We start from the raw sequence: 26,927 nt of genomic DNA, 5'->3' as shown, positions 1-26,927 counted from the left end.
GGCCATGATCTCTTCAAGGTCACGATATGACATCGTGTACCGCAGATAGAAATATACAGCATAAAGAACTGCATCCTTGGGAAAGTGGCAGCCTTTCAGAGAGATCATACTTAATACCTGTTCGAAAACTATTCGACGGGAACAGACTGCGAAACCTGAGTGCTCGTCAATCTCAGTTCAAAGTTTGCGACACAACCGCATCGAAGAACGCGGGCGCTTTGTTGCACGTGGTCGCGCTTCAGTGTCCGTTCGGCGAGATGCCGCCTGTCGAAACCTTGACGCTGGCGTGCGTTGAGAACATCATCAGCCCGGCAAGAGAGTTGAAACGAAAAATCGGGATAAACTGAACGGTGCCCTTGGACGGTCGCAGATGGATTGGGCTGATGCTCGTCGCGGTTGGTGCGTTTGCCGTCGCTCTGCTTTTGTCCGGTGGTGCGGCTCAGGCACATGGAAAACATGAGCTTGCCGTGGTTTCTACCGAGGTTCAAACACACGCTGAACATACTGCAAAGGATCACCAGGGCAATTGTCATGGCGGGGCATTCTGCAGCGGCCCTGCGATCGTCCAGCAGTCAAATCTGAACGCGAATTTATTGGGATGCCGTGAACGTTATGGACTGCCGCGTGCGACGAAAGGCATCCCAGTGGTTTCTAATTTTGATCCGCCGCCACCCAAAGCCCTGATCTGATCCGTTTACGCACACGTCATTTGGCGTGATGAGAAAACTCAGACAGGGAAATCTGATGAAAACTGAAAATCTGTTTCTGGGCGTTGTGGTTGCGTCCGTACTGGCTGTGGCAACCCAATCGGTGTTTGCACATGGCGGCGCTACCGGCGTTGTCAAAGAACGCATGGATGGCATGGGCGTGATGAAAGAGGCGATGAAAGTGCTGACGCCGATGATGCGGGGGCAAGTCGATTATGATGCATCCGTTGTGCGCGAACGGTCTGAGGATATCAGCCGCCATGCTGGCGAGGCGCTGACCAAACTGTTCCCCGAAGGCAGCCTGGATGCGCCATCCGAGGCGAAGCCAGAGATCTGGCAGGACTGGGAGGCGTTTTCAGCCTTGGCCGATCAGTTGCGTGTGATGGCGGACGGATTGGCGAAAGCTTCCGAGAACGGATTGATGATGGCGGGCGACGCACCAGCAGTCGGCGAAATGATGGGCGGTCAGAGCGGCTCAATGATGGGTGGCAGCAAGATGGGAACCGGAGCAGGCACCGATATGATGGACTTGTCTCAGATGCCGGCCGACGGGGTTTTCACCCTAATGGGGCAAGTCTGTTCGGCTTGCCATACTCGTTTCCGGGTCAAGAAATAGGCCGGGACGATGCGCAAGTTCTATCGTCTGGGGCTCGCGGGCACGGTTGTCGCCGCCGTTAGCCTTGTCGGCCTCGTGGTCTGGCCGATAGGCCAGCCGCTCGCGCCCATCACCCTGGCGGGGGATGTCGGCCGCGGTGCGTATCTGGCCCGTGCCTCCGGCTGCATCGCGTGCCATACTGATTTCGCGAAAGGCGGAGCGCTGCTGGCGGGTGGCGTGGCGTTGAAAACCCCATTTGGCATTCTGTATTCACCAAACCTAACCACCGACCCGGACCACGGGATCGGAGGTTGGAGCAAGGCCCAATTCGCTCGCGCTATCCGCGAAGGGGTCTCGCCCGAAGGGCACGCCTATTACCCGGCTTTCCCCTATCCATTCTATGCCAATTTCTCGGATCAGGAGATCGCCGATCTTTGGGCGGCTTTCCAAACCGTGCCACCGGTTGCCATACAATCGCGCCCACCCGAGATGAGCTTTCCGTTCAACCAGCGCTGGGGGTTGAAACTCTGGCGCGCCGCCTTTCTGGAACCTCCAATGACAGCGCCGGTGGCGGGTAAGGGCGCCGTATGGAACCGGGGTCGCGAGTTGGTCGAAGGGGCCAGCCATTGCGCAGCCTGCCATACAGCGCGCAACCTCGCGGGTGCGCGCAAGTCGGACACGGAGCACTTCCTGGGCAACGAAGCCCTGCCAGGCGGTGAGAAAGCACCAGCCATCGATCACCTGACTTTAGCTGACAGGGGATGGGACGTGGCCAGCCTGGCTTACGCCCTGCGTACCGGGATCACTCCCGGTGGGGATACCTTTGGCGGGTCCATGGGGGAGGTCGTGCTTTACGGCACAAGTTTCCTGACTGAGGCCGACCGAACAGCCATCGCGACCTACCTGATGGACGAACATGATGGAGGATAAGGCAATGAATACCGGAACAATCTTTGCATTTATCCTGGCCGGGATAGTCGCGATTAGCGCTGCAGCCGCCTGGCTCACGCCGTCAAGCACGCAGGCTGGACCGCCAGTGCAACCGAAAGAGTTCGATGTTGAGGAGGGCGCGTTGCTCTACGCCGAGTTCTGCGCCTCCTGCCATGGAGATGAACTGGAGGGGCAACCTAATTGGCGCGCCCCAAATGAGGATGGCACCTTGCCTGCTCCGCCGCATGACGAGACCGGCCATACCTGGCATCACGGGGATGCGCTGCTGTTTGACTACACCAAACAGGGTGGCGAAGCGGCGCTGGAAGCCCGTGGCGTGTCTGACTTTGCCAGCGGCATGCCGGGATTCAGCGACAGCCTGAGCGATCAACAGATCTGGAACATCCTGGCCTATATCAAATCCACCTGGCCCGAGCGCATCCGCGAGATGCAGGCGGTGCGCACCGAAAGCGAACAGATGCAGGGCGGCTCATGACCGCCCGCTTGACACATATCATGACACCTGCCTGCGGCTTCGGTCACAAGAAACACGTCACACCGCGGGCGCGAACACGGAAAGGAAATGACATGACCACCCCGACACTCGACCGCCGCCTCTTCCTGGCTGGCCTTGGTGCCTCCGCCATCACTCTGGCCTCGCCGGCTCTGGCAACCGTCAAACCGCGGGTGGAGGTCCTCAAGGACCCGAACTGCGGGTGCTGCGGTGCTTGGATCGACATCATGCAGAGCGACGGGTTCGAGATGGAGGTGCAGAACGCCACTTGGGAGACTTTGTCGCAATATAAAACCACCAAGGGTGTCCCAGAGGAAATGGCGTCCTGCCACACTGGCTTGGTCGAAGGCTACGTCATCGAAGGCCATGTGCCGCCAACCGATATCCGGCGACTTCTGGCCGAGCGCCCCGATGCGGTAGGGCTGTCCGTTCCCGGTATGCCCTTTGGCTCGCCCGGTATGGGGCCGGAGAGTGAACGGGAGGCATATTCGGTCTTCTTGATCCGCAAGGATGGCACCACAGAAATGTTCAATCATTACGAGGCGGCTTGATCTGTTGCCTTGAGTCCAAAGGTTTCCCGTGAGGGGCTTCTGCAAGCAGTTTGCTGAAGGATCGGCCTCCTAATTTAAACCGGCGGCGTGTTTGCGCCGCCGAAAACCGTTCCGATCAGTTCGATTGTAAATCAGAATTTGCCACTGTCGTTTGCGGCCTGATCTACCGGCAGGATGGGTTGAATCACGTCCCAGTGTTCCACAATCTTACCGTCCTCGACACGGAACAGATCGAAAAAGGTCGAGTGCTCGTTCATGAACTGACCCTCGGAGGCGGTAAAGACAAAGTTGCCCTCGGCCACGATCATATGCGTTTTTTCATAAGTCATCGACTTGCCAGCAGCTTTCATCGCCTTGATTGCCGCTTGCAGACCGTCCAACCCATCAGCAACGTTGCTGTTGTGCTGAATATAGGTCTCGGTCGAAATGTAATCAGTGATCTTTTCGCGGGCGTTTCCGTAGATCACATCGTGCAGGAACCCGTCTACAACGTCCTTGTTCTCGGCGGTCTTTTCCAGATCGGCGATCTCGGTGGTGCCATCGAACTGAGTGCGACCTGACGGGTTCGGCGGAGTCACTGCTGTGATATTGTCCCAGTGCTCCACCACTTTCCCGCCTTCGACGCGAAACACGTCAAAAGCCGCCAAATGATCGCCGCCAAAGATCTGGGCGTTTTTGTACTCATTGTGAGCGACAACCAGATTACCTTCGGCGATCAGGCGATGCGTGGTCGCGCTGATGCCGCTTTCCTTAAGCTGCGGAATCAGGCCGACCAGAGGTGCCGCGCCATTGGGAACGTGCTGGTTATGTTGGATCAGGTCTTCGGCGATCAGGCGGGTGGCGGCCTCCTGATCAAAGGTTTTGAAGAGCGATTCCATTTCGGAAAGCGCGATTTCTTTGGCGGTATCGGCATAGGCAGTTGCGCTGGTGGCAAGCGAAATGGCGGCGGCGCCTGCGACGGCGTGAAGTGTCTTTTTCATGGATGTCTCCAATTGGGGGTGGTTGATCATGGGAAAGGGTGTTTCAAGGCCGGGGCCAGGTAACGTTGAGGTTTTCGCGAAAGGCAAAACGTTCCAGATGCGATCCCAGAACGTTCTCGACGCGTTCGAGGAGCTGGCAATCTTCGGCATGCGCACAAAGCACAATCCGGTCATCGGTAGCACGTAGCTTTCCTTTCCCGAAACCGAACTGGATCACATGCGTGTCCTCCACCTGCGTGACATCGGCCTTATGTGCGAAATGCTTGCACATCTGCCTCAGGTAAGAGTCCGCCTTACGGGTCAGGATCTCGGTGGATGAAGCGAGCATGTTGTTCTGCCTTTGGCTTGTGTTTGGGGCCTGTTCTTTGGCCTTGACTGCAATATGAGGTTAGGCAGTAAAATTGATAATACGGATTGTATGAGGCTGTTTGTTCGATAGAATCAAATAATGTATCAACACCTGCAAAGTATTGCCGCCTTTGTCGCGGTGGCGGAAACCGGTGCCTTCAACAGGGCCGCTGATCGACTGGGCGTAAAGCCTTCGGTCGTTAGTCACCACGTATCAAAACTGGAGGATTATCTGGGAGCGACCCTAATTTATCGCACCACGCGCAAGCTTTCGCTTTCAGAGCATGGGCGCATCCTGTTTGAAGCAAGCCGAACCTGGATGGACCATACTGGGAATGCGTTGGAGCAGATCATGGATGCCCAGAACGAGGCGATTGGCGCGTTGAACGTCGCCTTGCCAACGTTTCTGCCTGATCCACGTATCGAGGCCGCCATTCTGAACTTTATCAAAATCCACCCCAATGTGTCGATTGCCCTAAATTATTCGGACCGCATTGCAGATATGCTCGACGATCACATCGATCTGAGCATAAGGGTTGGCACTCCCTCCGACTCCAGCTTCATCACTCGGAAACTGTCGGTGGTTTCCCATGCTCTGGTTGCATCGCCGGACTTGTTGGTCAGATGCGGCACCCCTGAGACCCCTCAACAGCTGGAAGAAATGCCGTTCGTGGCTATGAACAGCTTCGGAGACAGCGTAATACTTGAGCGTGATGGCGAAGAAGTTGAGGCCCATTTCAGGACCTCACAGATCTTTACGAACAGCATCATCGGGGCATTGTCGGCAGCTGAAAACGGAGTTGGTTTTGCCATCATGCCGCCGGCTCTGTTCGAAGATGCTGTCGCCGCAGGGAAGCTGGTGAAGCTCCTTCCGCAATGGTCGCTGCCAACTTGGACAGTACAAGCGATCTGGCCGGATACCTCACGCAGAGTCACCCTGACAAGACGCTTGGTCGACCATATCGCAACATTTCTGAAAACAACCTGATATGCAGCAAGCTGTCCTTAAGGGTGCTGCAGAGAATTCACTATTTGTTGCGCGATCTACGAGTTGGCCTGGCTCCCGATTTTACGCACTCGACAAACGGCAGGTTTGACAGGCCAAACTGAAGCATCCGAGCAATGCGGTGGGCGGCAGCGTTGGGCCGATCCACACTGAATACGCGGCTTCGGCCTTGGGCCGATTGTATCGCGCCTTGAGTTGCAACATTGGATGAAACTGTTGGGCCAGCCTCCTGGAACAAGAAAAACAACTTGCCGAGGGCACGATCGGCAAGTCTACCATGCGCGCCCCCACCTCCTAAGCCGCGGCCGCATTTTCTGTTTCGAAAACGCCTGCCCAAAAGCTATCAAACCAGTTCCCAAACCTTTTCTTTGCCTGTCGCTGCGAACCAACCTCCCGCTCGACGCTGTGATAGAGCTAACAAAATTCGCGATAAAGCCCATGCGCCTCCGTCATCGGCTTCATCAGTCAGCCAAGCCATTTGGAATAGTCGCTGACCAATAGGTGTGTCGGGGAAACGTCCTCCTGCACTTCGGCAAATCGGCCAATTGGATCGCGAAAAATATTGTCGGTCTCGTCGTCATTGACGGTCGAGACCTCGCCGATCAGCACATCGCCGCCTTCGCCCCAAAAGGCGTGCCAATCACCGGGGCGAAGAGTGATGCTTTCGCCCGGGGAAAATCGCAGTTTTTCACCTGGGTCGAAGTTGTGTCGGATACCGTCCAGCAAGACTACGCCGCCGCGATCCTCCGCAAACCCACCATCGTCGTCCGAGCCGTAAAGTTCGACGACCAGAGTTGCGCCGCCACGGTTGATTATATCTTCCGCCTTCAAAGCATGCGAGTGCATAGGCGACAGTTGGTCTTGCCGTGAAATCAACAGTTTCTCAGCGTAACACATGCCGCTGCCCTCGGCTAAATCACTCTGCACCCCATTGCGGAGGGTGAAGAGGAATAAGCCCATTTTGTCAAAATCGCCGTCACCGTAATCGGTGATATCCCAACCGCACCGCGCGTCAATCAAGTGGCGAGCGTCGCCTGCGCGGTCTTTAAATTCCTCGGGCGACCAATAGGCGAAGGGCGGCAATGTGAAGCCGTGAAAATGAACCATCTCATTGGCTTCGGCCATAATCTCGTCAATGCGAGACCGTTTCATGCCGCTACTTTTAGGTTCTTGAGAATTTCAATCACCATCGCAGCGGTCCAGGTAAAGCTGCTGCCGCCACAAGGCTCGCCGCTTATCGGGTCATAATATTCCGCAAAGCCACTTTTCTCTATAAGGTGCAAGCTGTTAGCGTGGATACGTTTCGCCATCTCCGTCTGCCCAGAGCGGGCCAATCCTTCTGCAATCATATAGTTTACAATCAACCATGTCGGCCCGCGCCAGTATCGCTGGCTGTCGAAGGTGTCATTCGCCGGGTCGTGGCTGGGCACCAGATAGCCGCAACGCTCGGCCAACAAACCTATCCTTCTCGCCAATGCCTCGGCACGAACATCAGGGACATCGGCAACAGCTGCAAGCAGCCCGCCAACCGAAGGCGTGTCCTGTAAGCGCCCGGTCACGCGATTATAACAGGTGTATTGCCCCAAAGCAGGATTCCAGAGGCTTTCCAAAGCCTCCCGCCCCTTTGTGGCCATCGCACGGGCCTCAGAGGCAATCGACAGATTACCCAAGACGTCTGCCAAGTCTGCAACATCATCGCAGGACCGGGTCAGAATGCCGTTAAAGCCGGGATCGACCAGCCGGAAAGGTGAGGCATCGTGGAGCTTGGTGTTGTCCCAACCAAGCCCACGGAAATGTTCAACCAGCCAGATATAACATTTGTATTGCTCGTCGGAAGGGCGGTGATCGGGATTGGCATGTGTCGTATCACGTCGCGTGAAAGGCGCGACTCCCTCGATCGGTACAGCATCCAAGCCTTCGTCCCAGTCCACTGAGTTATCGCGTCCGGATTCCCAAGGGTGAATGATTGCCACCAGCCCAGTGTTTTCAGGGTCGCGGTCGCGATAGAACCACTGGTGCCAAGCGTGGACCTTGGGCAGGAGTTCGGTAAGCCGCGCACGGGCGACGGCTTTGTCTTCGGCCCGATCGTAGAGCTTGCGCAAGGCAAAACCCGCTACTGCTGGCTGGGTGATACCGGTTGTGGGCACAGGTCGCCCGGTTTGCCAGACCTCGGGTCCGGGAAAATATCCATCATCGGGTTCGTGAAATACGATATGGGGCACCATACCGTCGTCCCATTGGTGGGCCATAAGGGTCTCGATCTCGACCCAAGCCCGGTCCATGTCGAAATGTGAAAAACCAAGCGCAGACAATGCGCTGTCCCAGTTCCACTGGAAAGGATAAAGGCCATGAGTGGGCACGGTATAGCTGCCACGGTCGTTACCTTCCATGACCCTACGAGCCTGATCAATCAGCACTTGGCTCATTGTGCTTCTCCTTTACGCAACGGCCAGAGTGGTTTCGGGGTCGAACCAGCGCCCACGGCCCTCTTGTGGCGCCAGGGTAAGTACGTCACCGGGTTTCACGTTGAGTTCACTGTCCAGCACCGCACGGAATTGGTGCCCTTCCACATCACAAGTCACTAACAAATGCGCACCCAGCGGCTCGACAACCTTGGCGCGTGCCCCAAAGCCTTGGTCCGCTATGCGCAGATCTTCTGGCCGAATGGCCCATTTCAGATTGTTGCCATTTGTCGGGCCATCAAAGCTTTGCCCTGCCACAGTCCAGCGACCAGAGCCCGTAGCTTCAGCCGGAAGGAAGTTCATTGGCGGGTTGCCGATGAAACTGGCCACAAACTCGGCCGCTGGATCCCGGTACACCTCGATGGGGGAAGCTGCCTGCACAATCTTCCCCTGATGCATGACGCTGATCCGGTCAGCCATGGACATAGCTTCGACCTGATCATGGGTTACATAGATGGCGGTGGTTTTGCTTTCGGCCAGAACCCCCTTCAGCTCGGCCCGCATCTCCATTCGCAAGAGCGCATCCAAGTTCGACAGGGGCTCATCCATCAGGATAACATCTGGTTCCATCGCCAGCGCACGGGCAACCGCGACACGTTGGCGTTGCCCGCCTGACAATTCGCCAGAATAACGCTTCAGAAGCTGCTCGATATGCATCAGCCCAGCGGTGCGCTCGACCCGGCGCTTGACTTCATCATCGGGCAGTTTTTGCATCCGCAGACCAAAGCCAATGTTCTCGAACACCGTCAGGTGCGGGAATACCGCGTAGTTCTGGAACACCATCGAGATACCGCGATCTTTGGGCGACAGGTGGTCCACCCGGCGGCCCCCGATCCAGACTTCGCCGGTGGTGGCGGTCTCAAGCCCTGCGATGATGCGCAAAAGCGTTGATTTACCACAGCCCGAAGCACCCAGAAGGACCATGAATTCCTGATCTGCGATGGTAAGGTTTATGTCGTGCAGAGCTTGGTAGGATCCAAAGTTCTTAGCGACGTTCTTGATCTGTATTTCAGCCATAACAGTTTCCTTTCAGCCACCGCTCAACGGTTTGCGATGCCCCACATGGCAAAGAGATATTTGCGCACAGCGAAGATGAAAATCAGCGCAGGCACTACGAGGATGAAGCCGCCTGCAAATTTCAGGTGCAACGGCGCTTCGCCAAGTGTCTGCAACAAGAACGCGGGAAGAGTCCGGTTCTCGATCGTCAGCACGGCGGCTGCGAACACTTCGTTCCACGAGATCACAAAGGCGAATATTGCCGAAGCTGTGATCCCCGGCAGCACCAGAGGCAGGATCACTTTCGTGAAGGCGGTCAGTCGAGTGCAACCCAGCGTCCAAGCAGCTTCCTCTAGCTCCAGCGGGATGCCAGAGAAGAGCGAAAAGGTGATGAGTACCGCGAAAGGGATCGCCAGCGTGGTGTGAACAAGCGCCAGACCAAAGGCTGTGTCGTCCAGACCCGTGCGGATAAAGAGAACCGCCAGGGGCAGCGCCAAAAGCGGCAACGGGAAGGCCCGCGTTAACAGGATGAGCAGCCGGAACAGTTCTTTTCCGCGGAAGTCGAACCGCGACAGGGCGTAGCCAGCCGGGGCCCCGATGGCGATGGACATCACCATCGTCATCAAGGCAACCACAACGGAATTCCACAGTGCCGCCAGCATCCCTTGGAACCCCATGAAGAACTCCAGTGATCCCATGTCGAACTCCGGTAGGAAGCTCTTGGGGAAGCTGTTGACCGTATCCGGTGAGGACATCGTGTTCACTAACAGCAGGTAAAGCGGCACGATCACCCAGGCACACAGCAGGATCACGCCTGCTCGGTAAAGCCCCCTGCCCGCCTTGCGGGCGTCAGGGGCCACAACGTCTGCTACAGCCGTCATATCGTGGCTCCTTTCGGTACGCGCAGTGCGCGCATGATGATCAGCGTAAAGACGATCGAGATTATCAGAACGATGATCGCGAGCGCTGCTGCTGCCCCACCATTTTGCAGGTCAAACTGATAAGCGTAGATCTCGCCCATGAGCACCGGGAAGATCGTGCCCCCAAGCGCCGCAACCACGGCAAAGACCTCAAACGCCAGAATGACGCGCAGGATCAGGGCTGTTTGCAGCGACGGGCGCAAAAGCGGCAAAGTGATCCGGGTGAACTGTTTCCAGCGCGAGGCGCCAAACACATCTGCAGCCTCGTAGTATTCCTTGGGGATCAGGCCGATGCCCGCCACAAGGATCACAAGCATAATCGCAGTCGCGCGCCAAATCTCGGCCAACATGATCGCTAGGAACACAATCCACGGAGTCTGATAACTCAGCAGACTTACTGGCTGTTCAGTAACGCCAAGCCCGACCATCATCGAATTCAGGAAGCCCGACTGCTCGAAGATCGCCAACCAGATGATACCGGCAGCTAGATCCGAGATGCCCAGCGGAATGGTCCAAATGTACAGAACCAGATCGCGGCCCTTTTGCATCTTCGTGACCATCGTGGCCATCAGAAGTGACAGGGCCAACTGGATCGGCACCACAGCCGCTGCCAGAAGGAAGGTGTTCTTCATCGAGATCGGGAACTTCCAGTAGTTCACGACCTCACGAAAATTATCCAGTGAAAAGCCGTTCTCAGATCCAAACGCCTGCTGCGCAACTAGCGCAAACGGGTAGAGGAAGAACAGGCACAAAAACAGAGTCACCGGGAGGATCAGAAGGTATGGCAATAGCCGCGCTTCCATCGGACCGCTCCTTTAAGTTGGGGAAATGCTAGGAAACCGGGCCACTCTTGCCGTGGCCCGGCTGTTGGGGCGGGCGTTACTCGACCGGGCAAGCACCTTCCGAAGGTGCATCTGGTGCCCAGCAGGGCGCACCAGTTTCGTTCATGATCTTTTCGAGCTGTTTCTTTTGATCATCCAAAACCTGTTCGATCGGCTGGCCGGCCAGAACAATGCGCTCGAATGTGTCAACATAGACACGGTTGAAGTCACCGCCCATGCTGCCCAGACCTGCAGGCAGCAGCCCTGGATTAGCGTCTGCCGAACCGCTCATCTTGGCCACTGCCTCACCGGCAGCTTTGACCGAAGGCGGCAAGTCATCAGGCAGTTCGACATCCACCACAGGGAAGAAATTGGTGGCCTTCAGGGTCGCGATCTGGGTCTCAGGCTGCATCAAATATGAAACCAAGGCTTTGGCGCCATCGGCATCCGGTGCAGTCCGCGGGATGGCAACACCCGCCAGAACCGGCATGAAGCCACGGCCAGTCGGACCCGCAGGTGCCGGGAAGGCGACAAAATCATCGGGGCGCTCGTTGAACGCCTGCGCTAGGCGGGAAGTGTGGTCAAAGACGATCCACGCATCACCATTCAAAAGTTGCTCTTGCATGAACGAGAAGTTTGTCGAGGCAGGGTTCGTGTGACTCCAAAGCTCCTTGAACTTCTCCCATGCGGTTACAGCCTCGGGCGAGGCAAAAGTCCGCACAACGCCATCGGTGTAGGACGGGTAGAGGTAGCCTTGGAAGAAACGGTGTTTCAGCCCCTTGGGACCAGCCGGAAAGCCGAATTTCTTCTGACCAGTTGCTTCTTCCACATTGGCGGTCCAAGCGATCAATTGGTCATAGGTCAATGCATTAATGTCTGCACCTTCTGGCAGGTACTGCAACGCCTCCTTGTTGGCGGCCATGATATAGCTCGCTTGCATCCACGGCATGTATTGCAGGCTGTCCGTTCCCAGCTTGGCCAGATCGTTAAATGTACCCGACGCCGACATCACGCCAAGATCGCTGAGATCCATCAAGTCATCGGGGTTCATCGCCGAGAAGTTGCCGTGCAAAGACCCCAACAGATCAATACTACCCGAGCCTGCCTGTAGCTCGGCTTGTAGCCGCGTCAGCCAAGGGCCATCTTCGTTCGGCTGATAATCAACTTCGCCATCAAATCCACCAAGTACCTCGGCCCGCATGGCTTGCGCCTCTTCAGCGGGACGGGCCTGGGTCGACCAGAACAGAGTTTCGGCCTGCACAGCAGCGGCGGCTATAAGCATCGCCGAACCGGACACGGCACCCGCCATTTTCGAATGAATGGACATGTTTTCCTCCCAATGTCTGAGGCTGTCCGAAACATGGCAACCTCCCTCCCTCGCAAATGAACCCGAGTCGGCCTGCGGGCGAGTGAAGATACAATGATATATCGTTGTATCACGAGTCAAGTCTATTGTCATCTGCCCCAACCCATAATTTGCTTGCAAGTTGCAAAACCCCTTGAGATTTTAGAAAAACGTTATATCAAACAATAGCCATGACGAAGAAACCGACACTATCCAGCGTTGCCAAGGAGGCCGGCGTATCAGTTCCAACTGTTAGTCAGGTTATGCGCGGTACAGGCCGAATCTCCGAGAAGACGCGTCAAAAAGTTCTGAGCGCGGCCAAACGACTTCGCTATGTCCCCAATCAAGCGGCGGCCACAATGCGATCGGGGGACAATCGAGAAATCGGCTTTATCCTGAACAAATTGGCAAACCCATTCAACGCGGAGGTCGTCAGCGGCGCCGTCGATTTACTGGAGGCCGAAGGCTTCATGGTGTCGGTTCTCGATGCACAAGGAGACCTTCAGCGCCAAGATCGACTTATGGAAGCTTGCATCCGATTTGGTCGACGTGGCTTGATCTGGGTACCGGCGCTCGACACTAACGAAGACGCTATGGAGCTTCTGAACACCCACAGCGTTCCGGCTGTTACTTTCATGCGAAAGGTTTCGCAGTCCCTTGATCACGTTGGCGTTCTGAACAACGAAGCGCTCGTCCAAGCTACTCAGCATCTGATTGATTTAGGACACAGACACATCGCCTACTTTGGTGGCACCGAGCAAACCTCTGTGCGTGAGGAGCGCATTGCCGGTTACCTTAGCGCCTTCGAGAAATTGGACGGCGCGCATCCGATTATCTGGCCATGTGAGGAAACCAAGCGCGCTGGAGTTGAGGCCATCACTGAACTTCGTCAACAACACCCGGAGGTAACGGGCATCGTTTGCAATGGGGATGTCGTTGCGCTTGGAGCATGCTTTGGTTTGATCCAGTTCGACTTGAAGCCTGGGCACGATTTTTCTGTAGTAGGCTTCGACGACATTGAGGATGCTGCTGTCTCAACGCCGGGCCTTACAACCATGGCAATCAACCCCAAAAAGTTAGGTACGCGATTAGCGGAGGTCCTTCTAGACCGAATGCGATCCCCCGAACTGCCAGTCCGTCATTTCGAGTATTCCGCTACCCTTATCGTTCGAGGAACATCAGGACCAGCTCCTCACCGCTAAAATGTACATCTCGGGATTTGCGGCTGGCTTTCATTGCGGGTTCCGACGGTGAAGACCGGAACGGCGGTTCAGACGCCAGCCAGGCAACACGTGAACCAGCCGTCCGGTGACAATCTCACGCGCAATGTTCCAAAGCAAATTGATGGTAATACCGGCACCGATCACCCGAAGTTTGGAGTGACCGGTCAAGTGATCTACCAACAATCAGCCCGTAATATCCTGCACTTTCATAACAAGCTCATTCCAATTGCGCTGATTCTCGATATCGTGCTCCAGGCCCTGCTCGTCGGCGATCGTGAAACGCTTAATTGCAGGAGTTTTACTGGTCGCCTGGTAAAGCCAAAAAGCTTCTGCCTTCAGGGCGTCTGCAATGGGTTTGTCGATGGATTCATAGACCATCTGCTTACACGCGTTGATCGACTCCGCCGGGAAATGGGCAATGCGTTTTGCCAACGCGTCGACATAAGGGCCGATTTCATCAGGCTCAAGCGCCTTGTTGATGGTGCCCATGCGCTCGGCCTCGTCCGCATCATAATCCTGCGCACTGAGTATGATCTCGAGCGCACGGCCAAGGCCGGTTTGACGAGCCATACGCGATGCACCACCGCCACAGGGCAGGATACCCATGCCAACCTCCATCTGCATGAACTTGAACTTCCCGCGGGCCGCAAAGCGCATGTCCAAAGCGAGCGCTAATTCGTGCCCGCCACCGCGCGCAAACCCTTCAAGCTTGGCAATAGTTGCCTGAGGGACCTTGCTGAGGCGTTCGCAAACAGCTTGCAAGTCCAGCAACTGGGCATCTTCGCGCGAAACGGCCTCGGTCGACATATCCTTGAGCAGCTCGGTATCGTAGTGGCAAACCCAAATTTCCGGGTTTGCGGATTGGAAAACCACAACCTTTGTGTTGCGATCCCGTTCCAGCCTCATCGCAAGGCTGTTGAGGTCCGCCAGCATCTCCTGGCCCTGCACGTTTACTGTGCCGAATTCGAAAGTCACGGTGGCGATCCCGTTTTTGACCTGAACGTCGAAGGTTTTAAAGTTCTCATATTTCATCAGACAGTCCTTTCTTGGCCCTCGGCTTTGCTGACGCGAGGGATGGGTGAACAGATTGAAGGGAAGCCGGCTTAGCTTTGCTGACGGATAATGGCTTGAAGTGTATTCATCAGGTCCGTTGCATGATCAATGTTCAACGCGGCGGAGTGAGGATCAGAAAACACGCCGCCATCGTTGTCGAAATAGGCCCCGGAGGCATCCGAAAACCGATCACCCAGCGCCGCGTCCACCAGGATATCGGCACCGATGTTGAGGTCGTTACCCGCAACGCCGAATCCGTCCTTGACCATCTTTGAAGCAAGCAAAGACCCGGGATTCACCGCGATCATGGCAGGTCCTTCTGGCAGTGATTTAGCCCATTCACGGGTCCAGATTGTAATTGCCAGCTTACTTTGGGCGTATGCGTCCATATCTGACAGTCGCTTTTTGCCCATCATCGCACCCATATCCACCGGCGCTTGAGCCGCCGAAGACAGGTTCACGACGCGGCCTGACTTGGGCATGATTGGCAACAGCAGCTCGGTCAGCAGGTACGGCGCAAAGGTGTTGACGGCGAAACGGATATCGAACCCGTTTTCGAGGACCGGTTGCGGCGCTTTCAGAACGCCCGCGTTGTTGATCAGCACATCCAATCTGTCGTGATTGGCGCGGATGGCTGCGGCGAGTGAAGCCACTTCGGACATGTCGGAAAGATCGGCGCGGTAGGTCTCGACCTCGCCCCCGACGTCTTTCCGGGCTGCCTCCAGCTTAGCAGCGTTGCGACCGTGAATGAGGATTCGATGGCCGTCCGCCGCAAGCTTTTTGGCCGTTAGCAACCCAATGCCGTCGGTCGCCCCAGTGACAAGAATTGTCTTGGTCATGTGAGTATCCCTTTATGAAAAGTCGGGCAGAAGATCATCCGCCAGAAGTTTGAGAGTTCTGTCGACAGAGATCTGGTTGAATCTCAGGTTCAGGGCGACGTGGTTGATCCCCAAAGCCTTAGTCTCACTCAGGTAGCGACGCAGGAAGTTCGCACCCGATTGGAAACCCAGATGTATAGGTCGTGCCGGGGCATCAGAATCCTCAAGCAGATCGACATAGAGCGATTGCATCACCGGCTTATCCGGCTGCCCCGAATTTTCCAGCCGATCCCGATAATCCGCAATGACGCGCGCCTGCGACGCCACATCCCTTGGATAGGTCATCCATCCGTCTCCGTTCTGCGCCACCCAATCGAGGGATTGCTGACTGCCGCCTGTGATCAATAGGGGTAGGTGCCTACCTGCGGGTTTGGGTAAAAGGTCAATACCGCCGAAAAGACTGCCCTGCCTGTTTTCATGTCTCGGATAGGATGCCCCGACAGCCCGGATATAGTCGACACTGTCGCGGAACCGCTCCCCGCGATCCGGGTAGGTTTGGTTCAAGGCCGGGTATTCTTCGGGTCGGTCGCCGGACGCGACCCCCAATAGCAGCCGTCCACCTGACAGCACATCCGCCGATGCCGCGGCTTTGGCAACATGGGCCGGATGACGCAGGGGCAGAACAATGCTTGCCGTCCCAAGTGCGATACGATCCGTCACGGCCGCCAAAGCACCCAGATAGACAAAGGGGTCAAATATCTGCCCCGGATCGCCGAAACTTGGCACGTTGAAGGGCACATCCCGCAGCCAAAGCGCTGAGAATCCCAACTGCTCGGCCAGTTGAGCCAATTCCAGATGGCCTGTCATGGTTGGTTCGGCACCGACCGCGTAGGCCTCCAATGGGATCACGAGCCCGATGCTCAGCCGATTGGGACGAAACACGTGGTTGAAGGCCTGATTGATTGGGGCAAAGGACGGGCTTTGGCTCTTGTCCAACATGCTGGCACCTCGTTCAGTAGCGCACAATGGTGCGGCTCTCGATGCTTTTGGGTGTGTTTTTGACAGTCGGGTCTTCGATCATATCAACCGCGCTGTACACGACCGAGGGCAGCCCTTGATTGTCAAAGATATTAAATACCGCGACCTCATCCGGCCATCTTGGAAAGATACACCCATTCATGGTTTTCGTTGCCCTCAAAGCCGCCGGCGTCCAACTCGAACACCTGCCGCAACGGCTTGTGGACGTGGTAGTTTACGATACCACTTCTTTGCATCCGACTTCTCCGTGTGTTCAGTGATCAGGCAGGACTGGCGCTCGCCCCGATGGCGTTAAAACCAACTTACGGTCTCGGCCATCGAGCGGCGCGTTTTCGGGAACTGGGGATCATCGGCGCGATGCCCGAAGGCGAACATCACAGCTGGCTTCCATTTGGCCGTATCCACATCGAAATGATCGGACAGAACCTTGGTGGTCAGCCCCATGTCAAACCCTTCGATCGGGCAGGAATCGATCCCCATCAGGGCGGCGGCTGTCATCATGTTGGCCAGGACGATATAGGCCTGTTTGCCGGACCAATCTGTGATCTCGCGGTCGGATGTCACGCGGTGGTCGGTCGATTGGAACTTGCCGTAAGCGCCGTTGAACAGGTCAATGACATCATCAGGCAGTTGTTTGACCGAGCGATAGTGATGCTGCAGATAGTCAGATCCTGCGGTCATGGTTTCTGCGGTGCTGGCGAGGATGATGCCGAAATGGCTCGCGGTGCCCAGTTGGCCTGCGCTGCCGTTCATCATTCCGTTCGCGCCCCAGGCAAAATCGCGAAAGTGCTCGCGCATCTCCGGGGATTGGATGACCAGTACCTTAAACGGCTCATGCCCGAACGAGGTGGGAGACAAACGCCCGGCCTCAAGAATAGTTTCGAACTCGGAATCGCTGATCTTTTTGTCGGGGTCAAAGATCTTGGTCGCGTGCCGAAAATTGAAGGCTTCAAGGATCTGTGACTGGACGTTTGAACGGACTGACATCTGAGGCTCCATTTGGTGTGTCTTGCGTTGCACCGGAAATAACACTTGATAAAACCGAGAAAACTGGGGAAAACGGGTTTCAGTTTTCGCATTTCACATATAATTGAACTATGGACACCCAATCCCTTCGCCTTTTCGTACTAGCAGCGGACAAGCTGAACATTTCGGCTGCAGGGCGCGAATTGGGGTTGGTCCCGGCTGTGTCCAGCGCACGGCTTGCCAAGCTTGAGCACATACTGGGCGTCGAGTTACTTCATCGTTCAACGCGCAAAGTTTCCGTTTCGCTGGAAGGAGCCGAGTTCCTTCCCTATGCACGTGAGATCCTGGCGCAGGAAGAGGCCGCTCTGTCCGCTTTAGGACAAGGTGCGGCGCAGGCGACCGGCACCCTACGATTTACCGCACCCAGCACATTTGCGCAGTTATACATCGCGCCGATTCTTGCGAAGTTCCAAGATCAGCAGCCGGGGGTTACGCTGGACTTGCGCCTGTCGGACACGCAGTTCGATCTGATCGACGGCAGTTATGATCTTGCACTGCGGAACGCGCCGTTGGTCGACACCAGCCTCAAGGGGAGAAAACTTGCCGACGATAGGCGCATCTTGTGCGCTGCTCCTCACTATCTGGACGAGCACGGCGAGCCCGAAACCCCTGACGATCTAAGAAACCACAAACTCATCGCATTTCGTCATATCCGCGCGCGCGCGTTGAAGTCTGCGAGCGGCGCTACCGTGACGTTCGATCCAGGTTCAACAAAATGTCCGCTGATTATGGATGATGGGCACAGCCAAAAGATCGCAACTGTCGCAGGCGCAGGAATATCGATGAACTCGCTGTGGAGCGTTCAGGAAGAGCTTGCTTCGGGTAAACTGAGGCATGTCCTCCCCGACTATGAAGCCGCAGAAGATAGCGTTTTATGGCTCATCTACCCGAAATCAAATGTGCTGTCGCCCAAGGTTCGCGTATTCATGGATTTCCTGATTGCCGAAATTGCAACGCAACCGCCATGGGAAAAACCGTTGGCGTAGGCCCAGCCAAATGCACCAAAGAAGTTATTTGACCGCGCGAACTGCGGCGTAGAGTGCACGAAATCGCATCAACCGCTCGGACAGTGATGCCATATCTGCGGGCTCGAACCTATCAGTTGTTGTCCTCTGGTGTGCGAGATCAACTCTGTCCAATGCACCGTCTCCATAGGCTGCCAGCCGGGCCGCGCCATAGGCCGGGCCCGTATCCGCCCCATCCGAACGAACAATAGGTTTGCCAGTCACTGTCGCGATCAGACCCAGCAGCAGATCTGATTGACTGCCTCCTCCAATTGCAGCCAATTCCGGCAAGCTGTCGATAGTGTCGCCGAAACTCTGCACGGCGTCGGCGAAGCAAAAAGCAATTGCCTCCAAGACGGAACGGCAGATGTCTGCGCGGGTTGTCGAATCCTCAAGACCAAAGAAGCAGGCCCGGATATGGGGATCCCCAAGCGGGCTACGCTCCCCTGTCAGATATGGCAGGAATACCGGCACGCGATCACCGCTAACCGTTTCGGCAAGCGCAACAACTTCGGCTGCGGACAGCCCCAACTGACCGCCAATCCATGAAATCGGCCTCGCACCATTCAGCATCGCCGCCATTTGATACCAGCGGTCGGGCAGTGTGTGCGCAAAAGCGTGCACATAGCGTTCAGGGTTGGGCTTGTACCTACGGTCCGCCACGAACAGCTGACCTGACGTCCCAAGCGAGATGAAGCCCCGTTCCGGTTCCGTCGCGCCCAAAGACACCGCCCCAGTCGCTGCATCTCCTCCTCCGGCTACGACGGGCACGCCGGGCTTCAATCCGGTCGCTTCTGCAGCTTGTGACGTCACAGTCCCAACGACACTGTGGCCGTCAAACACTTGCGGCAGCCAGTCAAGCGCCACACCGGTGGCTTCCGCAACTCCGATATGCCAAGTGCGCGAAGCCTGATCGAGCCACATTGTCCCGGCGGCATCGGATGTGTCAGTTGCCAACTCTCCATGCAGGCACAATCCGATATAGTCCTTGGGGAGCAAGATATGGGCAAGTTGGGCATAGTTGGCGGGTTCATGTTGTTTCAACCAAGCGATCTTGGGCGCGGTAAAGCCGGGCAACGGAAGGACACCCGCGATTTGACCAATCTGCGGTTGGGCAATGCACAGCTCATCGCACTCAATTGCGGCCCTGCTGTCATTCCACAGGATTGCCGGGCGGATCGGGCGCTTATCGCGGCCTAGCAAAACGGCCCCGTGCATCTGGCCGGACAAACCGATGGCCTTCACCTCTGACAACGTGATCTGCCCTGCAAGCAGGCTCAATGCATCGCATGTCGCCTGCCACCAAATATCCGGGTGCTGCTCTGACCAACCGGGTTGCGGTGAGGATATATCGATACCTGCTGAAGATGTCGCAAGAATTCGATTTGTATCCGCACAGACAAGCTTGACCGCTGACGTTCCGATATCGATCCCGAGAAACATTTAAACTCCCTGCCTGCAGAAACGCCCGGAAACTGTCTGGCTATTGTTTTTTTAGCGCGCGCAAAGAATATGTAAAAATAGGACAAGATCAAGGCGGCTCAGATCCGTAGGCAGACCGACATGACCAAAATTAAAAATATGGAAGAGTTCGCGGCCCTCAGCGGCATCTCTCGACCCACGGTGTCCAAGTACTTCCACGATCCCGACAGCGTTCGCCCAACAACACGGGCGCGCATCGAAGAGGCGCTCGAACGATTTGACTATCGCCCGAATATTTATGCCGTGAACCAGAACCGTAAACTGACCAAGAATATCGGCATCGTCGTACCCTATCTGGCCGATCCATTCTTTGCCGAAATCATATGACTGCCCGGGCCTTTGGAGCCAAAATAGCCAAAAGCAACAAGGCGTTGCCCAATACTGGACTCAAACCGTAGTCCGAACACTCCCCATTGACCGAACCTCCTTTATTTTATTAATTTCAATATGTTGCCAGAAATTCAACTTACACGGCAACACTGCCTGCGACTAAGCACCTCGTTTTCGTTGAGCATCTCGGACAAGCGCCGCCATACGATAGAACCCATGCGCCATTTTGGTGTACGGCGTCAGCAGGAAGAATGTCAGAACCGATCCAAGATGGATGGTAAGGAGCGCAGGCATCAAAGCCGTTGAACCGAGGACATAGAGAACGAGCCCGCTCAGGGCTACAAACCCAAGCAATAGGATGAAGCCGATATCACCACCCCAAGCTGACGGATCACCGAGGTAACGGTCAGACTTTTGTTTTAGCAAGGCCATGGCACCGCAACCCACTGTCAGCAGAATGCCCCCGGAAATCCCGAACAGCTTGGGCAATGACCAGAACCCGTAAGGCGCATGCATTCCGAAGACATAGTGCATCACCGTCGCCACCGAGGTCGACGCAAAACACAGCAGGAAGCCATACATGATAGCGTGGTGGCAGTGACGTCGACCTTGGCTGAACCGGTCTTCGTCCTCGAAATTACAGCCTTCACCATGTCCGGCAGCAAGATCCTGCATCTTACCGGCGCGCTTGAGGGCGGTCATCAAATCAGCCATTTGGATGGGTTTACCGCCGACTTCGGTCCAGTAGCGCCTTAGGCTGATGGCTATACTAAAGAGTGGCAGCAAGAATGCAGGCGCAAAGGTCGCGACCATCGCGTTGTGCGACAGAACTGCGTAGAACCCTTCGCCTCCGCTCGATCCGATGGCGCGCATTGCCCAGAACAACAAGGCAAATCCGATCACAAGTGCTAAGGCTATGGCTCCGCCATGGGTGTGGAAGCGTCGCGCCAGAGGCTGCGGCCAGGCGAAGCTTTCCCAACTGTCTCGTCGAACCTCGGCCAGTGCTTTCGGCAGGTTTAGATCAAACTCGTGCGGGGCTGTGTATTGACAGGCGTAGTAGCAGCCCCGGCAATTGTGACAAAGGTTGGCAAGTTGCGTGATATCGCCGTCCGAGAACGCGCGTTCAGCATGAAGCGACGGAAAGACTGAGCAATAGCCCTCGCAATAGCGGCAGGCGTTACAGATTTCGGCCTGGCGGCGGGCTTCTTGAATAAGATCAGTTTGCATAAGCGGCGGCCTCACGTCCTGCGATGCGTCCAAAAACGGTTCCAATGGTCATGCCGAAACCGGCCAAGTAGCCTTGCCCCAAGATCGACCCAGCCATGGTCTCGCCAGCAGCCCAAAGGTTTTTGATCTTGCCGTCAGTGGTTGAGCACTGTGCTGTGTCGTCGACCTTCAGACCCAGATAGGTGAAGGTCACACCGGTGCGCAGCGAGTAGCCATAAAAGGGCGGCTCCGTGATCGGACGCGCCCAGTTGGTTTTGGGCGGGGTCAAACCCGAGGTTGCGACACCGTCCAACTCAGTCGGATGGAATCCACTGGCATCACCACATGCTTCGTTAAATTCAGAAACGGTGGCCTGCAGCTTGCTGACAGGCAGATCCATCATTCCAGCCAGTTCTTCCAACGTGTCCGCCTTCAGCGGTGGAAAGACCGAAGGCATAAACAGGTTCAGCGACTTGGCATCAATGAGCACATAGCCAACTTGATCCGGCTGCGCCGCCACCAGACGCCCCCAAATCGCATAGCGCTTGGGCCAAACATCCTCACCCTCGTCATAAAACCGCTCAGCGTCTTTGTTCACGACGATGGAGAACGGCACGCAGTCCAAACGGGTGACGATGCCTCCGTCAAACTTCGGCGCGCGCCCGTCTATGGCGACGGCGTGGCATTGGGTCGGATCGCCGACGCTATCCACACCTTGATCCAGCAGATCGGCCAGTACCACACCACGGTTATAGGGGGTGCCCCGGATCAGGAAGTTCTTAGCAGGCTCACCCCATGCTCGGGTCAGCCAATCCGTGTCGGCCTGAAACCCGCCCGAGGCAACGATGACCGCCTTGGGCATGATGCGATGAGACTGGCCTTCATAGGTGTAGTCGACCCACTCGATCCGGTCGCCATTCAACTCTAAATGCGTGACGGCAGCTTCGTACAGAACATCGACGCCCAAACCCGCGGCAGTTCGGTAATAGGCATTCACCAGAGACTTCCCTCCCCCCATAAAAAAGGCGTTGGTCCGCGCCAGTGACAGTGTACCGGACAGCGAGGGTTGGAACCGCACCCCGTGTTCTTCCATCCACGGCAGACATTCCTCGGAGGTTCGGATTGCAAGGCGAGCGAGATGTTCGTCGGTTTTGCCGCCAGTGACCTTGAGCAGATCTTCAAGATACTCATCTTCACTGTATTCTTCGATAAGCGGGCCCAGAGGAGCACCATGCATACAACGAAAATTGCGCGTATGGCGGGAGTTCCCACCACGATAGGGTTTTGGCGCCGTCTCGAGAATCAGAACGCGGGCGCCCGCCTCGGCAGCGGTCATTGCCGCGCAGAGGGCAGCATTCCCGCCACCGATCACAGCGACATCATAAGCTTCCTTTTGGGTGGTCATATCCTGTCTACCTATTGATTTTCGTCGGTTGTCCGGTCGCGTTCTTGCAACGCCCGAATACGCATTCGTTGTGCGGCCTGAATATGCGCGCGCATTTCTGTTTCAGCCGCTGCGCCATCGCGGGCTTTTAAGGCAGCCATGACGCGCCTATGCTCTGCCACTGCTGTTTCGGCCCGATCACCGTCCAGCAATTGCGACGGCCCAAGGATCAACAGCGCTTTTTGCAAAGACAGCATAGACTTGGCAAGAAACCGGTTCTTTGCTGCGTCCAAAAGTGTGGCGTGGAAAATCCGGTTGATCCGAGCCGCTTCCGAGCCAGTGCCAGCCTCGGCCAAGCGATCATTCAAAACGTCCAACTCGTCCAACTCGACATCCGACGCTGCACGCGCGGCTAAACGGGCCGCAGTTCCCTCGAGCACCGCGCGCATCTCATAGAGCTCCATTACTTCGGCGTAATCGAGGCTTCGTACGGTTGCGCCCTGTCGCGGAACATGCGTGACTAGCCCGTCGGCCTCCAGTTGCCGGATAGCCTCGCGCACTGGCGTGCGGCTGACACCTAGACGGTCCGACAGCTCAATCTCGCGCAGGCGTTCGCCGGGCAGAAGTGTGCCGTCCCGAATCTCGTCCAGCAGGCGTTGATACGCTGAATTGCCTTGTGGGCCAGGCTGTAAGAGGTCGTCTTGAATGGTCATCGAGTGCTCACTTGTCTTCTTGCGTCCCGTTGTATACATTTGGATACATAGAGAGTCAATATTGTCGGAAGCCGTGCCTTGCCCACCCAAAACAAAACACCTTCTCTCCTGACAAAGCGGACCGTAACACTGGCCCTTGCACTTCTGGGTACTGGAGTATTTTGGGCGTTGAACCTGCCGCTGCCCTTTCTGTTCGGCCCAATGAGCGCGTGTCTGATCGCTGCCCTGGCGCATGCACCTATGGAAGGTTTTGGTCAGGTCTCGGTTGCAGCGCGCACCATACTGGGCGTTGCAGTTGGGGCTTCGATAACCCCTGCCCTGTTTGTCGAATTGCCGAAGATGGCCGCGTCTATCGCATTGGTCCCGCTCTTCATCCTGGTGATCGCACTGGTCGGAGTGCCATTCTTTCGTAAGATCTGGGGGTTTGACTCCACGACCGCGTTTTACGCCGCCATGCCCGGCGGATTGCAGGACATGATCATCTTTGGAACCGAGGCTGGCGCCAACCCGCGTACCCTGTCCCTGATCCACGGAACCCGCGTGCTGATTATCGTGACGCTGGCCCCGCTGTTTCTGACGGTGTTCTACGATGCCCAACTCACCAACCCGATCGGAGAGCCTGCGCGCGACCTGCCAATACATGAATTGGGTCTGATGGTTCTGGCCGCCCTTATAGGCTGGAAAGGCGGTGAGCGGATCGGCCTGTTCGGGGCATCTATCCTCGGCCCAATGATCCTGACAGCGGCCCTGTCACTGGGCGACTTCATTCATACCCGACCACCGCGCGAGGCCATCCTTGCAGCGCAATTCTTTATCGGTTGCGGGATAGGCGTGAAATTCGTGGGCGTCACTTGGGTCGAACTCCGCCGGGTGGTTGCAGCAGGCGTCGCTTATGTCATCGTTCTTGCCATCCTCGCGGCCGCTTTCACCGCCGTTGTCACCACGTTGGGCTTCGGCCAACCAGTCGAGGCTTTCTTGGCCTTTGCCCCCGGCGGACAGGCCGAGATGACAGTTCTGGCCATCGTCTCGGGCGCGGATCTGGGCTTTGTGATCATCCACCATCTTACACGGATCGTGCTGGTAATCATCGGCGCGCCTTTAGCGGCCAACCTTATCCTGCGCTGGTCCAAACCTCGGGGTTGATCATGTGAGTGGGGGCACCTTCAGCATAGGCGTTCACCTGATCGAAAATGTCGGCAAACTGTAGGTCAAACTCATCCTCCGTCACAAAACCAATATGCGGTGTCGCAATCAATTTCGGATGCGATAGCAACGGGTCATCCGGGTCAGTGAGCGGCTCAGTATCAAAAACATCAATTGCTGCCTTGCCCAGGTGACCGGCTTTTAGCGCCTCAAGCAATGCACCCTTTGCTATGAGACCTGCACGGGATGTATTCACAAACAACGCTCCCGGTTGCATCTGCGAGAAATCCGACGCGGTGATAATGCTGTGTGTGTTTGGCTTCAGGCGAACATGGACTGAGACAACATCGCTGTTAGCAAAGAACGCTTCGCGGCTTGCGGCGACCTGAACGCCGTCTGCCTGCGCGCGTGCCCGGCCTTCGTCCGAGGACCACCAGACCACATTCATCCCGAATGCCTCGGCGTAGCCAGCAACGGCGCGGGCGATGCGGCCATATCCATACAACCCCAGCTGCCGCCCCCTCAGGGTCTTGCCAACTCCGGCCTGCCAATGCCCGGCTTTGACCGAAGCCATCTGCGCGGGCAAATCGCGCATCCCGGCCATGATCAGCGCCCATGTCAGCTCGGCCGCGGCATATGAGGGCGTCCCGCCATGCATGTTCGAACACAGCAGCACTTCGTTATCCGAGCATGCCTGCACATCGACATGCGGATACACACTACGCTGACTGATCAATTTCAGGTTTGGGAGTTTTTCAACAAGATCGCGGGTGATCTTAGTGCGTTCGCGAAACAACACCAGCGCCTCAGCCTCCTGCAATCGAGCAGCCAATTCGTTGGTATCTTCGACATGATCTGTCCAGACCTTCACGTCGTGGCCGGACAGCTTTCGAAAACAGGGAAGGCCCTGCAGCGTGTCAAACCAATCGTCCAGAATGTGAACCTTCATCGGCGTTCTATACCCTACTCGGCGTTCAGTTTTCTTGGCGTCGGCACAAAATGACGTGTGTCGAGCGCTTCAAGCGCATTGTGAACCCGCTCGCGTTGATCCAGCAAATGGTTGAATTGCTCATCACACCCAGCAATCGGTGTCGGGTATTCCGCGATGTCCCTCCGCAGAGCCGACTGCGCCAGCCTGAGTTCCTGACGTGCAATTTCGAGGCATTCAGAATAGTCATCCATCATGGCACCCTCATTATGTATACTATAGTATACTTTTTGAAAGCCGCCGTTTCAACTGCCCTTCCACACAGATTCCGGTACATAAACATGCCCGTCTGCCAGCTTGCGCGCGGTTCGCACCAGACCCGCGGAATTCACGTTGAATCCGTCGTCGGTGGAGAAATCCACCAGCACGTCGATTTTACCCGAGGCGTGTTCCAGCACGACCTCAGCCGGGCTTGCCGTGGGGCGATCCAGTAAACCGTCCGCGACTGTGCCGGGCGTCAATGCGCAGGACGCCATGCATTGCGCTCCGGTCACGGCCATGGTCGGGTGAGTCTTCCACGGCATGAAATACCGCACCGCAAGGGTTCCGCCGTCTCTGGCAGGCGCGACAAGGCCAAATTTGGGGGTCACCGACTTGGACACGTCTCCCATCCCCATCCGTTCCCCGGCTTCGATCCGTACAGCCTCCATCCGGTCGAAAAAGGCGCTGTTGGCGTCCAGCTCCTCGGCGCTTTCATAGCCCGTCAATCCGAATTCGGCGGCGCGGGTGATGGCCATTGGCATGGCGACATCCATGCAAGTCAGTTCGATGCCCTGAACGGTATCGCGCAGGTTACCCGTGGGCAGAAACGCCCCTGTGGCCGAGCCCACTACGCCCATGAAACTCAGCTGAACAGGCGCTGAATGGCCGGGAACGCCCGCGATTTCCGCATCGCCCTCATAGGTCAATTCGCCCCCCGGCGTATTCACTTTGGCCACGACCCGCGCCCCCGTATTGACGGCCCGGATGCGAATTTCAGTTTCTTCGCCCTGCGGCTTGAGCAGCCCCATTTCGATCGCAGCAGGGGCAACGCCGGACAGAATGTTACCGCAGGTAGGTTTGAAATCGACCAGCTTCTCCTCGACCGAGACTTGCCCGAAGAAATAGTCGATATCGGCCCAATCATCCTCGCTGACCGACAGCATCGCAACCTTGGTGGTCACCGCCGCGCCGCCGCCGATGCCATCGATGTTCAGCGACTGCCCGGAACCAAGGGCGGCGATCAGCACCTCGGCCAGCGTGTCCAGTTCCTCGGGCAAATCCGAGCGGTGGAAATACGGACCTTTCGAAGTGCCGCCACGCATGAAGATGTAAGGGATTGCAGTTTGGGTCATTTTGGATCCC

Annotated in this window: 30 protein-coding genes and 1 pseudogene; 9 read left to right on the top strand and 22 right to left on the bottom strand. The window is 56.6% G+C overall.

From position 1 onward, the window contains the following. Window positions 1–128 precede the first annotated feature (128 nt). Window positions 129–533 carry a hypothetical protein gene (locus tag GOW93_RS19595; protein WP_170387878.1) on the bottom strand — a complete coding sequence of 135 codons (405 nt, stop codon included), beginning with the start codon at window positions 531–533 and terminating at the stop codon, window positions 129–131. A 211-nt stretch (window positions 534–744) separates the two neighbouring features. On the opposite strand from GOW93_RS19595, the gene GOW93_RS19590 reads away from it, so the two are divergent. The 4 genes from GOW93_RS19590 to GOW93_RS19575 all read left to right on the top strand — a co-directional run bounded on the left by GOW93_RS19590 (window position 745) and on the right by GOW93_RS19575 (window position 3,297). Further along, window positions 745–1,323, top strand: coding sequence for a c-type cytochrome (locus GOW93_RS19590; RefSeq protein ID WP_170387876.1), 579 nt, complete (start codon window positions 745–747; stop codon window positions 1,321–1,323). A gap of 9 nt (window positions 1,324–1,332) precedes the next feature. Then, on the top strand, window positions 1,333–2,232 hold the full coding sequence (locus tag GOW93_RS19585) for a c-type cytochrome (protein ID WP_170387874.1): 900 nt from the start codon (window positions 1,333–1,335) through the stop codon (window positions 2,230–2,232). Between the two features lie 4 nt (window positions 2,233–2,236). Continuing rightward, window positions 2,237–2,728: a c-type cytochrome gene (locus tag GOW93_RS19580; RefSeq protein WP_170387872.1), complete on the top strand. Its 492-nt coding sequence runs from the start codon at window positions 2,237–2,239 to the stop codon at window positions 2,726–2,728. A 92-nt stretch (window positions 2,729–2,820) separates the two neighbouring features. Beyond that, window positions 2,821–3,297 (top strand): DUF411 domain-containing protein, encoded by a 477-nt coding sequence (locus GOW93_RS19575; protein WP_170387870.1) that lies wholly within the window; start codon window positions 2,821–2,823, stop codon window positions 3,295–3,297. 131 nt (window positions 3,298–3,428) lie between these two features. Here the strand turns inward: GOW93_RS19575 and GOW93_RS19570 are convergent, their stop codons facing one another. Together GOW93_RS19570 and GOW93_RS19565 are read right to left on the bottom strand one after the other, a co-directional pair. Beyond that, window positions 3,429–4,277, bottom strand: coding sequence for a nuclear transport factor 2 family protein (locus tag GOW93_RS19570; RefSeq protein WP_170387868.1), 849 nt, complete (start codon window positions 4,275–4,277; stop codon window positions 3,429–3,431). Between the two features lie 43 nt (window positions 4,278–4,320). After that, window positions 4,321–4,605, bottom strand: a complete 285-nt coding sequence (locus tag GOW93_RS19565) for a DUF2218 domain-containing protein (RefSeq protein ID WP_170387866.1) — start codon at window positions 4,603–4,605, stop codon at window positions 4,321–4,323. 120 nt (window positions 4,606–4,725) lie between these two features. Between GOW93_RS19565 and GOW93_RS19560 the strand changes: the two genes are divergently transcribed. Continuing rightward, window positions 4,726–5,613, top strand: coding sequence for a LysR family transcriptional regulator (locus GOW93_RS19560; RefSeq protein ID WP_170387864.1), 888 nt, complete (start codon window positions 4,726–4,728; stop codon window positions 5,611–5,613). A gap of 483 nt (window positions 5,614–6,096) precedes the next feature. Here GOW93_RS19560 and GOW93_RS19555 read toward each other — a convergent pair whose 3' ends face one another. The 6 genes from GOW93_RS19555 to GOW93_RS19530 form a co-directional block, all read right to left on the bottom strand. Next, entirely contained in the window at window positions 6,097–6,783 is a 687-nt protein-coding gene (locus GOW93_RS19555) for a D-lyxose/D-mannose family sugar isomerase (protein WP_170387862.1), read from the bottom strand. After that, window positions 6,780–8,057, bottom strand: coding sequence for an MGH1-like glycoside hydrolase domain-containing protein (locus GOW93_RS19550; protein ID WP_170387860.1), 1,278 nt, complete (start codon window positions 8,055–8,057; stop codon window positions 6,780–6,782). The genes GOW93_RS19555 and GOW93_RS19550 overlap by 4 nt, the downstream gene beginning before the upstream one ends. A gap of 12 nt (window positions 8,058–8,069) precedes the next feature. After that, window positions 8,070–9,110: an ABC transporter ATP-binding protein gene (locus GOW93_RS19545; protein ID WP_170387858.1), complete on the bottom strand. Its 1,041-nt coding sequence runs from the start codon at window positions 9,108–9,110 to the stop codon at window positions 8,070–8,072. Between the two features lie 23 nt (window positions 9,111–9,133). Further along, window positions 9,134–9,970, bottom strand: coding sequence for a carbohydrate ABC transporter permease (locus GOW93_RS19540; protein WP_170387856.1), 837 nt, complete (start codon window positions 9,968–9,970; stop codon window positions 9,134–9,136). Beyond that, entirely contained in the window at window positions 9,967–10,812 is an 846-nt protein-coding gene (locus tag GOW93_RS19535) for a carbohydrate ABC transporter permease (protein ID WP_170387855.1), read from the bottom strand. Before GOW93_RS19535 ends, GOW93_RS19540 begins: the two co-directional genes overlap by 4 nt. Window positions 10,813–10,888: 76 nt before the next feature. Continuing rightward, window positions 10,889–12,157, bottom strand: a complete 1,269-nt coding sequence (locus GOW93_RS19530; RefSeq protein WP_170387853.1) for an ABC transporter substrate-binding protein — start codon at window positions 12,155–12,157, stop codon at window positions 10,889–10,891. A 209-nt stretch (window positions 12,158–12,366) separates the two neighbouring features. Between GOW93_RS19530 and GOW93_RS19525 the strand changes: the two genes are divergently transcribed. Then, window positions 12,367–13,377, top strand: a complete 1,011-nt coding sequence (locus GOW93_RS19525; RefSeq protein ID WP_170387851.1) for a LacI family DNA-binding transcriptional regulator — start codon at window positions 12,367–12,369, stop codon at window positions 13,375–13,377. Window positions 13,378–13,407: 30 nt separating this feature from the next. Here GOW93_RS19525 and GOW93_RS19520 read toward each other — a convergent pair whose 3' ends face one another. From GOW93_RS19520 to GOW93_RS19500, 6 genes are all read right to left on the bottom strand, one after another. After that, on the bottom strand, window positions 13,408–13,566 hold the full coding sequence (locus GOW93_RS19520; RefSeq protein WP_170387849.1) for a hypothetical protein: 159 nt from the start codon (window positions 13,564–13,566) through the stop codon (window positions 13,408–13,410). Between the two features lie 15 nt (window positions 13,567–13,581). Then, the gene (locus GOW93_RS19515) at window positions 13,582–14,430 is read right to left on the bottom strand and encodes an enoyl-CoA hydratase/isomerase family protein (protein WP_170387847.1); all 849 of its coding nucleotides are present in this window, start codon (window positions 14,428–14,430) and stop codon (window positions 13,582–13,584) included. Between the two features lie 71 nt (window positions 14,431–14,501). Beyond that, window positions 14,502–15,290, bottom strand: coding sequence for an SDR family NAD(P)-dependent oxidoreductase (locus GOW93_RS19510; protein WP_170387845.1), 789 nt, complete (start codon window positions 15,288–15,290; stop codon window positions 14,502–14,504). Window positions 15,291–15,302: 12 nt separating this feature from the next. Continuing rightward, window positions 15,303–16,268, bottom strand: a complete 966-nt coding sequence (locus GOW93_RS19505) for an LLM class oxidoreductase (protein ID WP_170387843.1) — start codon at window positions 16,266–16,268, stop codon at window positions 15,303–15,305. Between the two features lie 146 nt (window positions 16,269–16,414). After that, entirely contained in the window at window positions 16,415–16,543 is a 129-nt protein-coding gene (locus tag GOW93_RS20865; protein ID WP_302477036.1) for a hypothetical protein, read from the bottom strand. Window positions 16,544–16,598: 55 nt separating this feature from the next. After that, a complete protein-coding gene (locus tag GOW93_RS19500) occupies window positions 16,599–17,294 on the bottom strand; it encodes an NAD(P)H-dependent oxidoreductase (RefSeq protein ID WP_170387841.1) in 696 nt (231 codons plus the stop codon). Between the two features lie 110 nt (window positions 17,295–17,404). On the opposite strand from GOW93_RS19500, the gene GOW93_RS19495 reads away from it, so the two are divergent. After that, the gene (locus GOW93_RS19495; RefSeq protein ID WP_170387839.1) at window positions 17,405–18,319 is read left to right on the top strand and encodes a LysR family transcriptional regulator; all 915 of its coding nucleotides are present in this window, start codon (window positions 17,405–17,407) and stop codon (window positions 18,317–18,319) included. Between the two features lie 24 nt (window positions 18,320–18,343). Here the strand turns inward: GOW93_RS19495 and xylB are convergent, their stop codons facing one another. Beyond that, window positions 18,344–19,780 carry a xylulokinase gene (xylB, locus tag GOW93_RS19490; RefSeq protein ID WP_170387837.1) on the bottom strand — a complete coding sequence of 479 codons (1,437 nt, stop codon included), beginning with the start codon at window positions 19,778–19,780 and terminating at the stop codon, window positions 18,344–18,346. A 120-nt stretch (window positions 19,781–19,900) separates the two neighbouring features. Between xylB and GOW93_RS19485 the strand changes: the two are divergent. After that, window positions 19,901–20,140, top strand: a pseudogene (locus GOW93_RS19485) (LacI family DNA-binding transcriptional regulator); the annotation flags it as partial. A 168-nt stretch (window positions 20,141–20,308) separates the two neighbouring features. Here the strand turns inward: GOW93_RS19485 and tcuB are convergent. From tcuB to GOW93_RS19470, 3 genes are read right to left on the bottom strand one after another with little or no spacing between them, the layout of a single operon-like run. Beyond that, on the bottom strand, window positions 20,309–21,376 hold the full coding sequence (gene tcuB / locus GOW93_RS19480; RefSeq protein WP_170387835.1) for a tricarballylate utilization 4Fe-4S protein TcuB: 1,068 nt from the start codon (window positions 21,374–21,376) through the stop codon (window positions 20,309–20,311). Then, a complete protein-coding gene (gene tcuA / locus GOW93_RS19475; protein ID WP_170387833.1) occupies window positions 21,366–22,760 on the bottom strand; it encodes an FAD-dependent tricarballylate dehydrogenase TcuA in 1,395 nt (464 codons plus the stop codon). The genes tcuB and tcuA overlap by 11 nt, the downstream gene beginning before the upstream one ends. A gap of 11 nt (window positions 22,761–22,771) precedes the next feature. After that, window positions 22,772–23,452 (bottom strand): GntR family transcriptional regulator, encoded by a 681-nt coding sequence (locus GOW93_RS19470; protein ID WP_170387831.1) that lies wholly within the window; start codon window positions 23,450–23,452, stop codon window positions 22,772–22,774. Window positions 23,453–23,530: 78 nt separating this feature from the next. Here GOW93_RS19470 and GOW93_RS19465 point away from each other — a divergent pair, with 78 nt between their 5' ends. Further along, window positions 23,531–24,595, top strand: a complete 1,065-nt coding sequence (locus GOW93_RS19465; protein ID WP_170387829.1) for an AbrB family transcriptional regulator — start codon at window positions 23,531–23,533, stop codon at window positions 24,593–24,595. Here the strand turns inward: GOW93_RS19465 and GOW93_RS19460 are convergent. From GOW93_RS19460 to GOW93_RS19450, 3 genes are read right to left on the bottom strand one after another with little or no spacing between them, the layout of a single operon-like run. Continuing rightward, window positions 24,564–25,544: a D-2-hydroxyacid dehydrogenase family protein gene (locus GOW93_RS19460; protein WP_170387828.1), complete on the bottom strand. Its 981-nt coding sequence runs from the start codon at window positions 25,542–25,544 to the stop codon at window positions 24,564–24,566. The genes GOW93_RS19465 and GOW93_RS19460 overlap by 32 nt on opposite strands. Window positions 25,545–25,558: 14 nt before the next feature. Further along, window positions 25,559–25,780 carry a hypothetical protein gene (locus tag GOW93_RS19455; protein ID WP_170387826.1) on the bottom strand — a complete coding sequence of 74 codons (222 nt, stop codon included), beginning with the start codon at window positions 25,778–25,780 and terminating at the stop codon, window positions 25,559–25,561. 48 nt (window positions 25,781–25,828) lie between these two features. Then, the gene (locus GOW93_RS19450; RefSeq protein WP_170387824.1) at window positions 25,829–26,917 is read right to left on the bottom strand and encodes a 4-oxalomesaconate tautomerase; all 1,089 of its coding nucleotides are present in this window, start codon (window positions 26,915–26,917) and stop codon (window positions 25,829–25,831) included. Between the last annotated feature and the right edge of the window lie 10 nt (window positions 26,918–26,927).

Origin of the sequence: Ruegeria atlantica (genome assembly GCF_013032455.1) — a bacterium.
GTDB classification, from domain to species: Bacteria; Pseudomonadota; Alphaproteobacteria; order Rhodobacterales; family Rhodobacteraceae; genus Ruegeria; species Ruegeria atlantica_B.
This window is presented reverse-complemented; position numbering and strand designations above follow the sequence as displayed.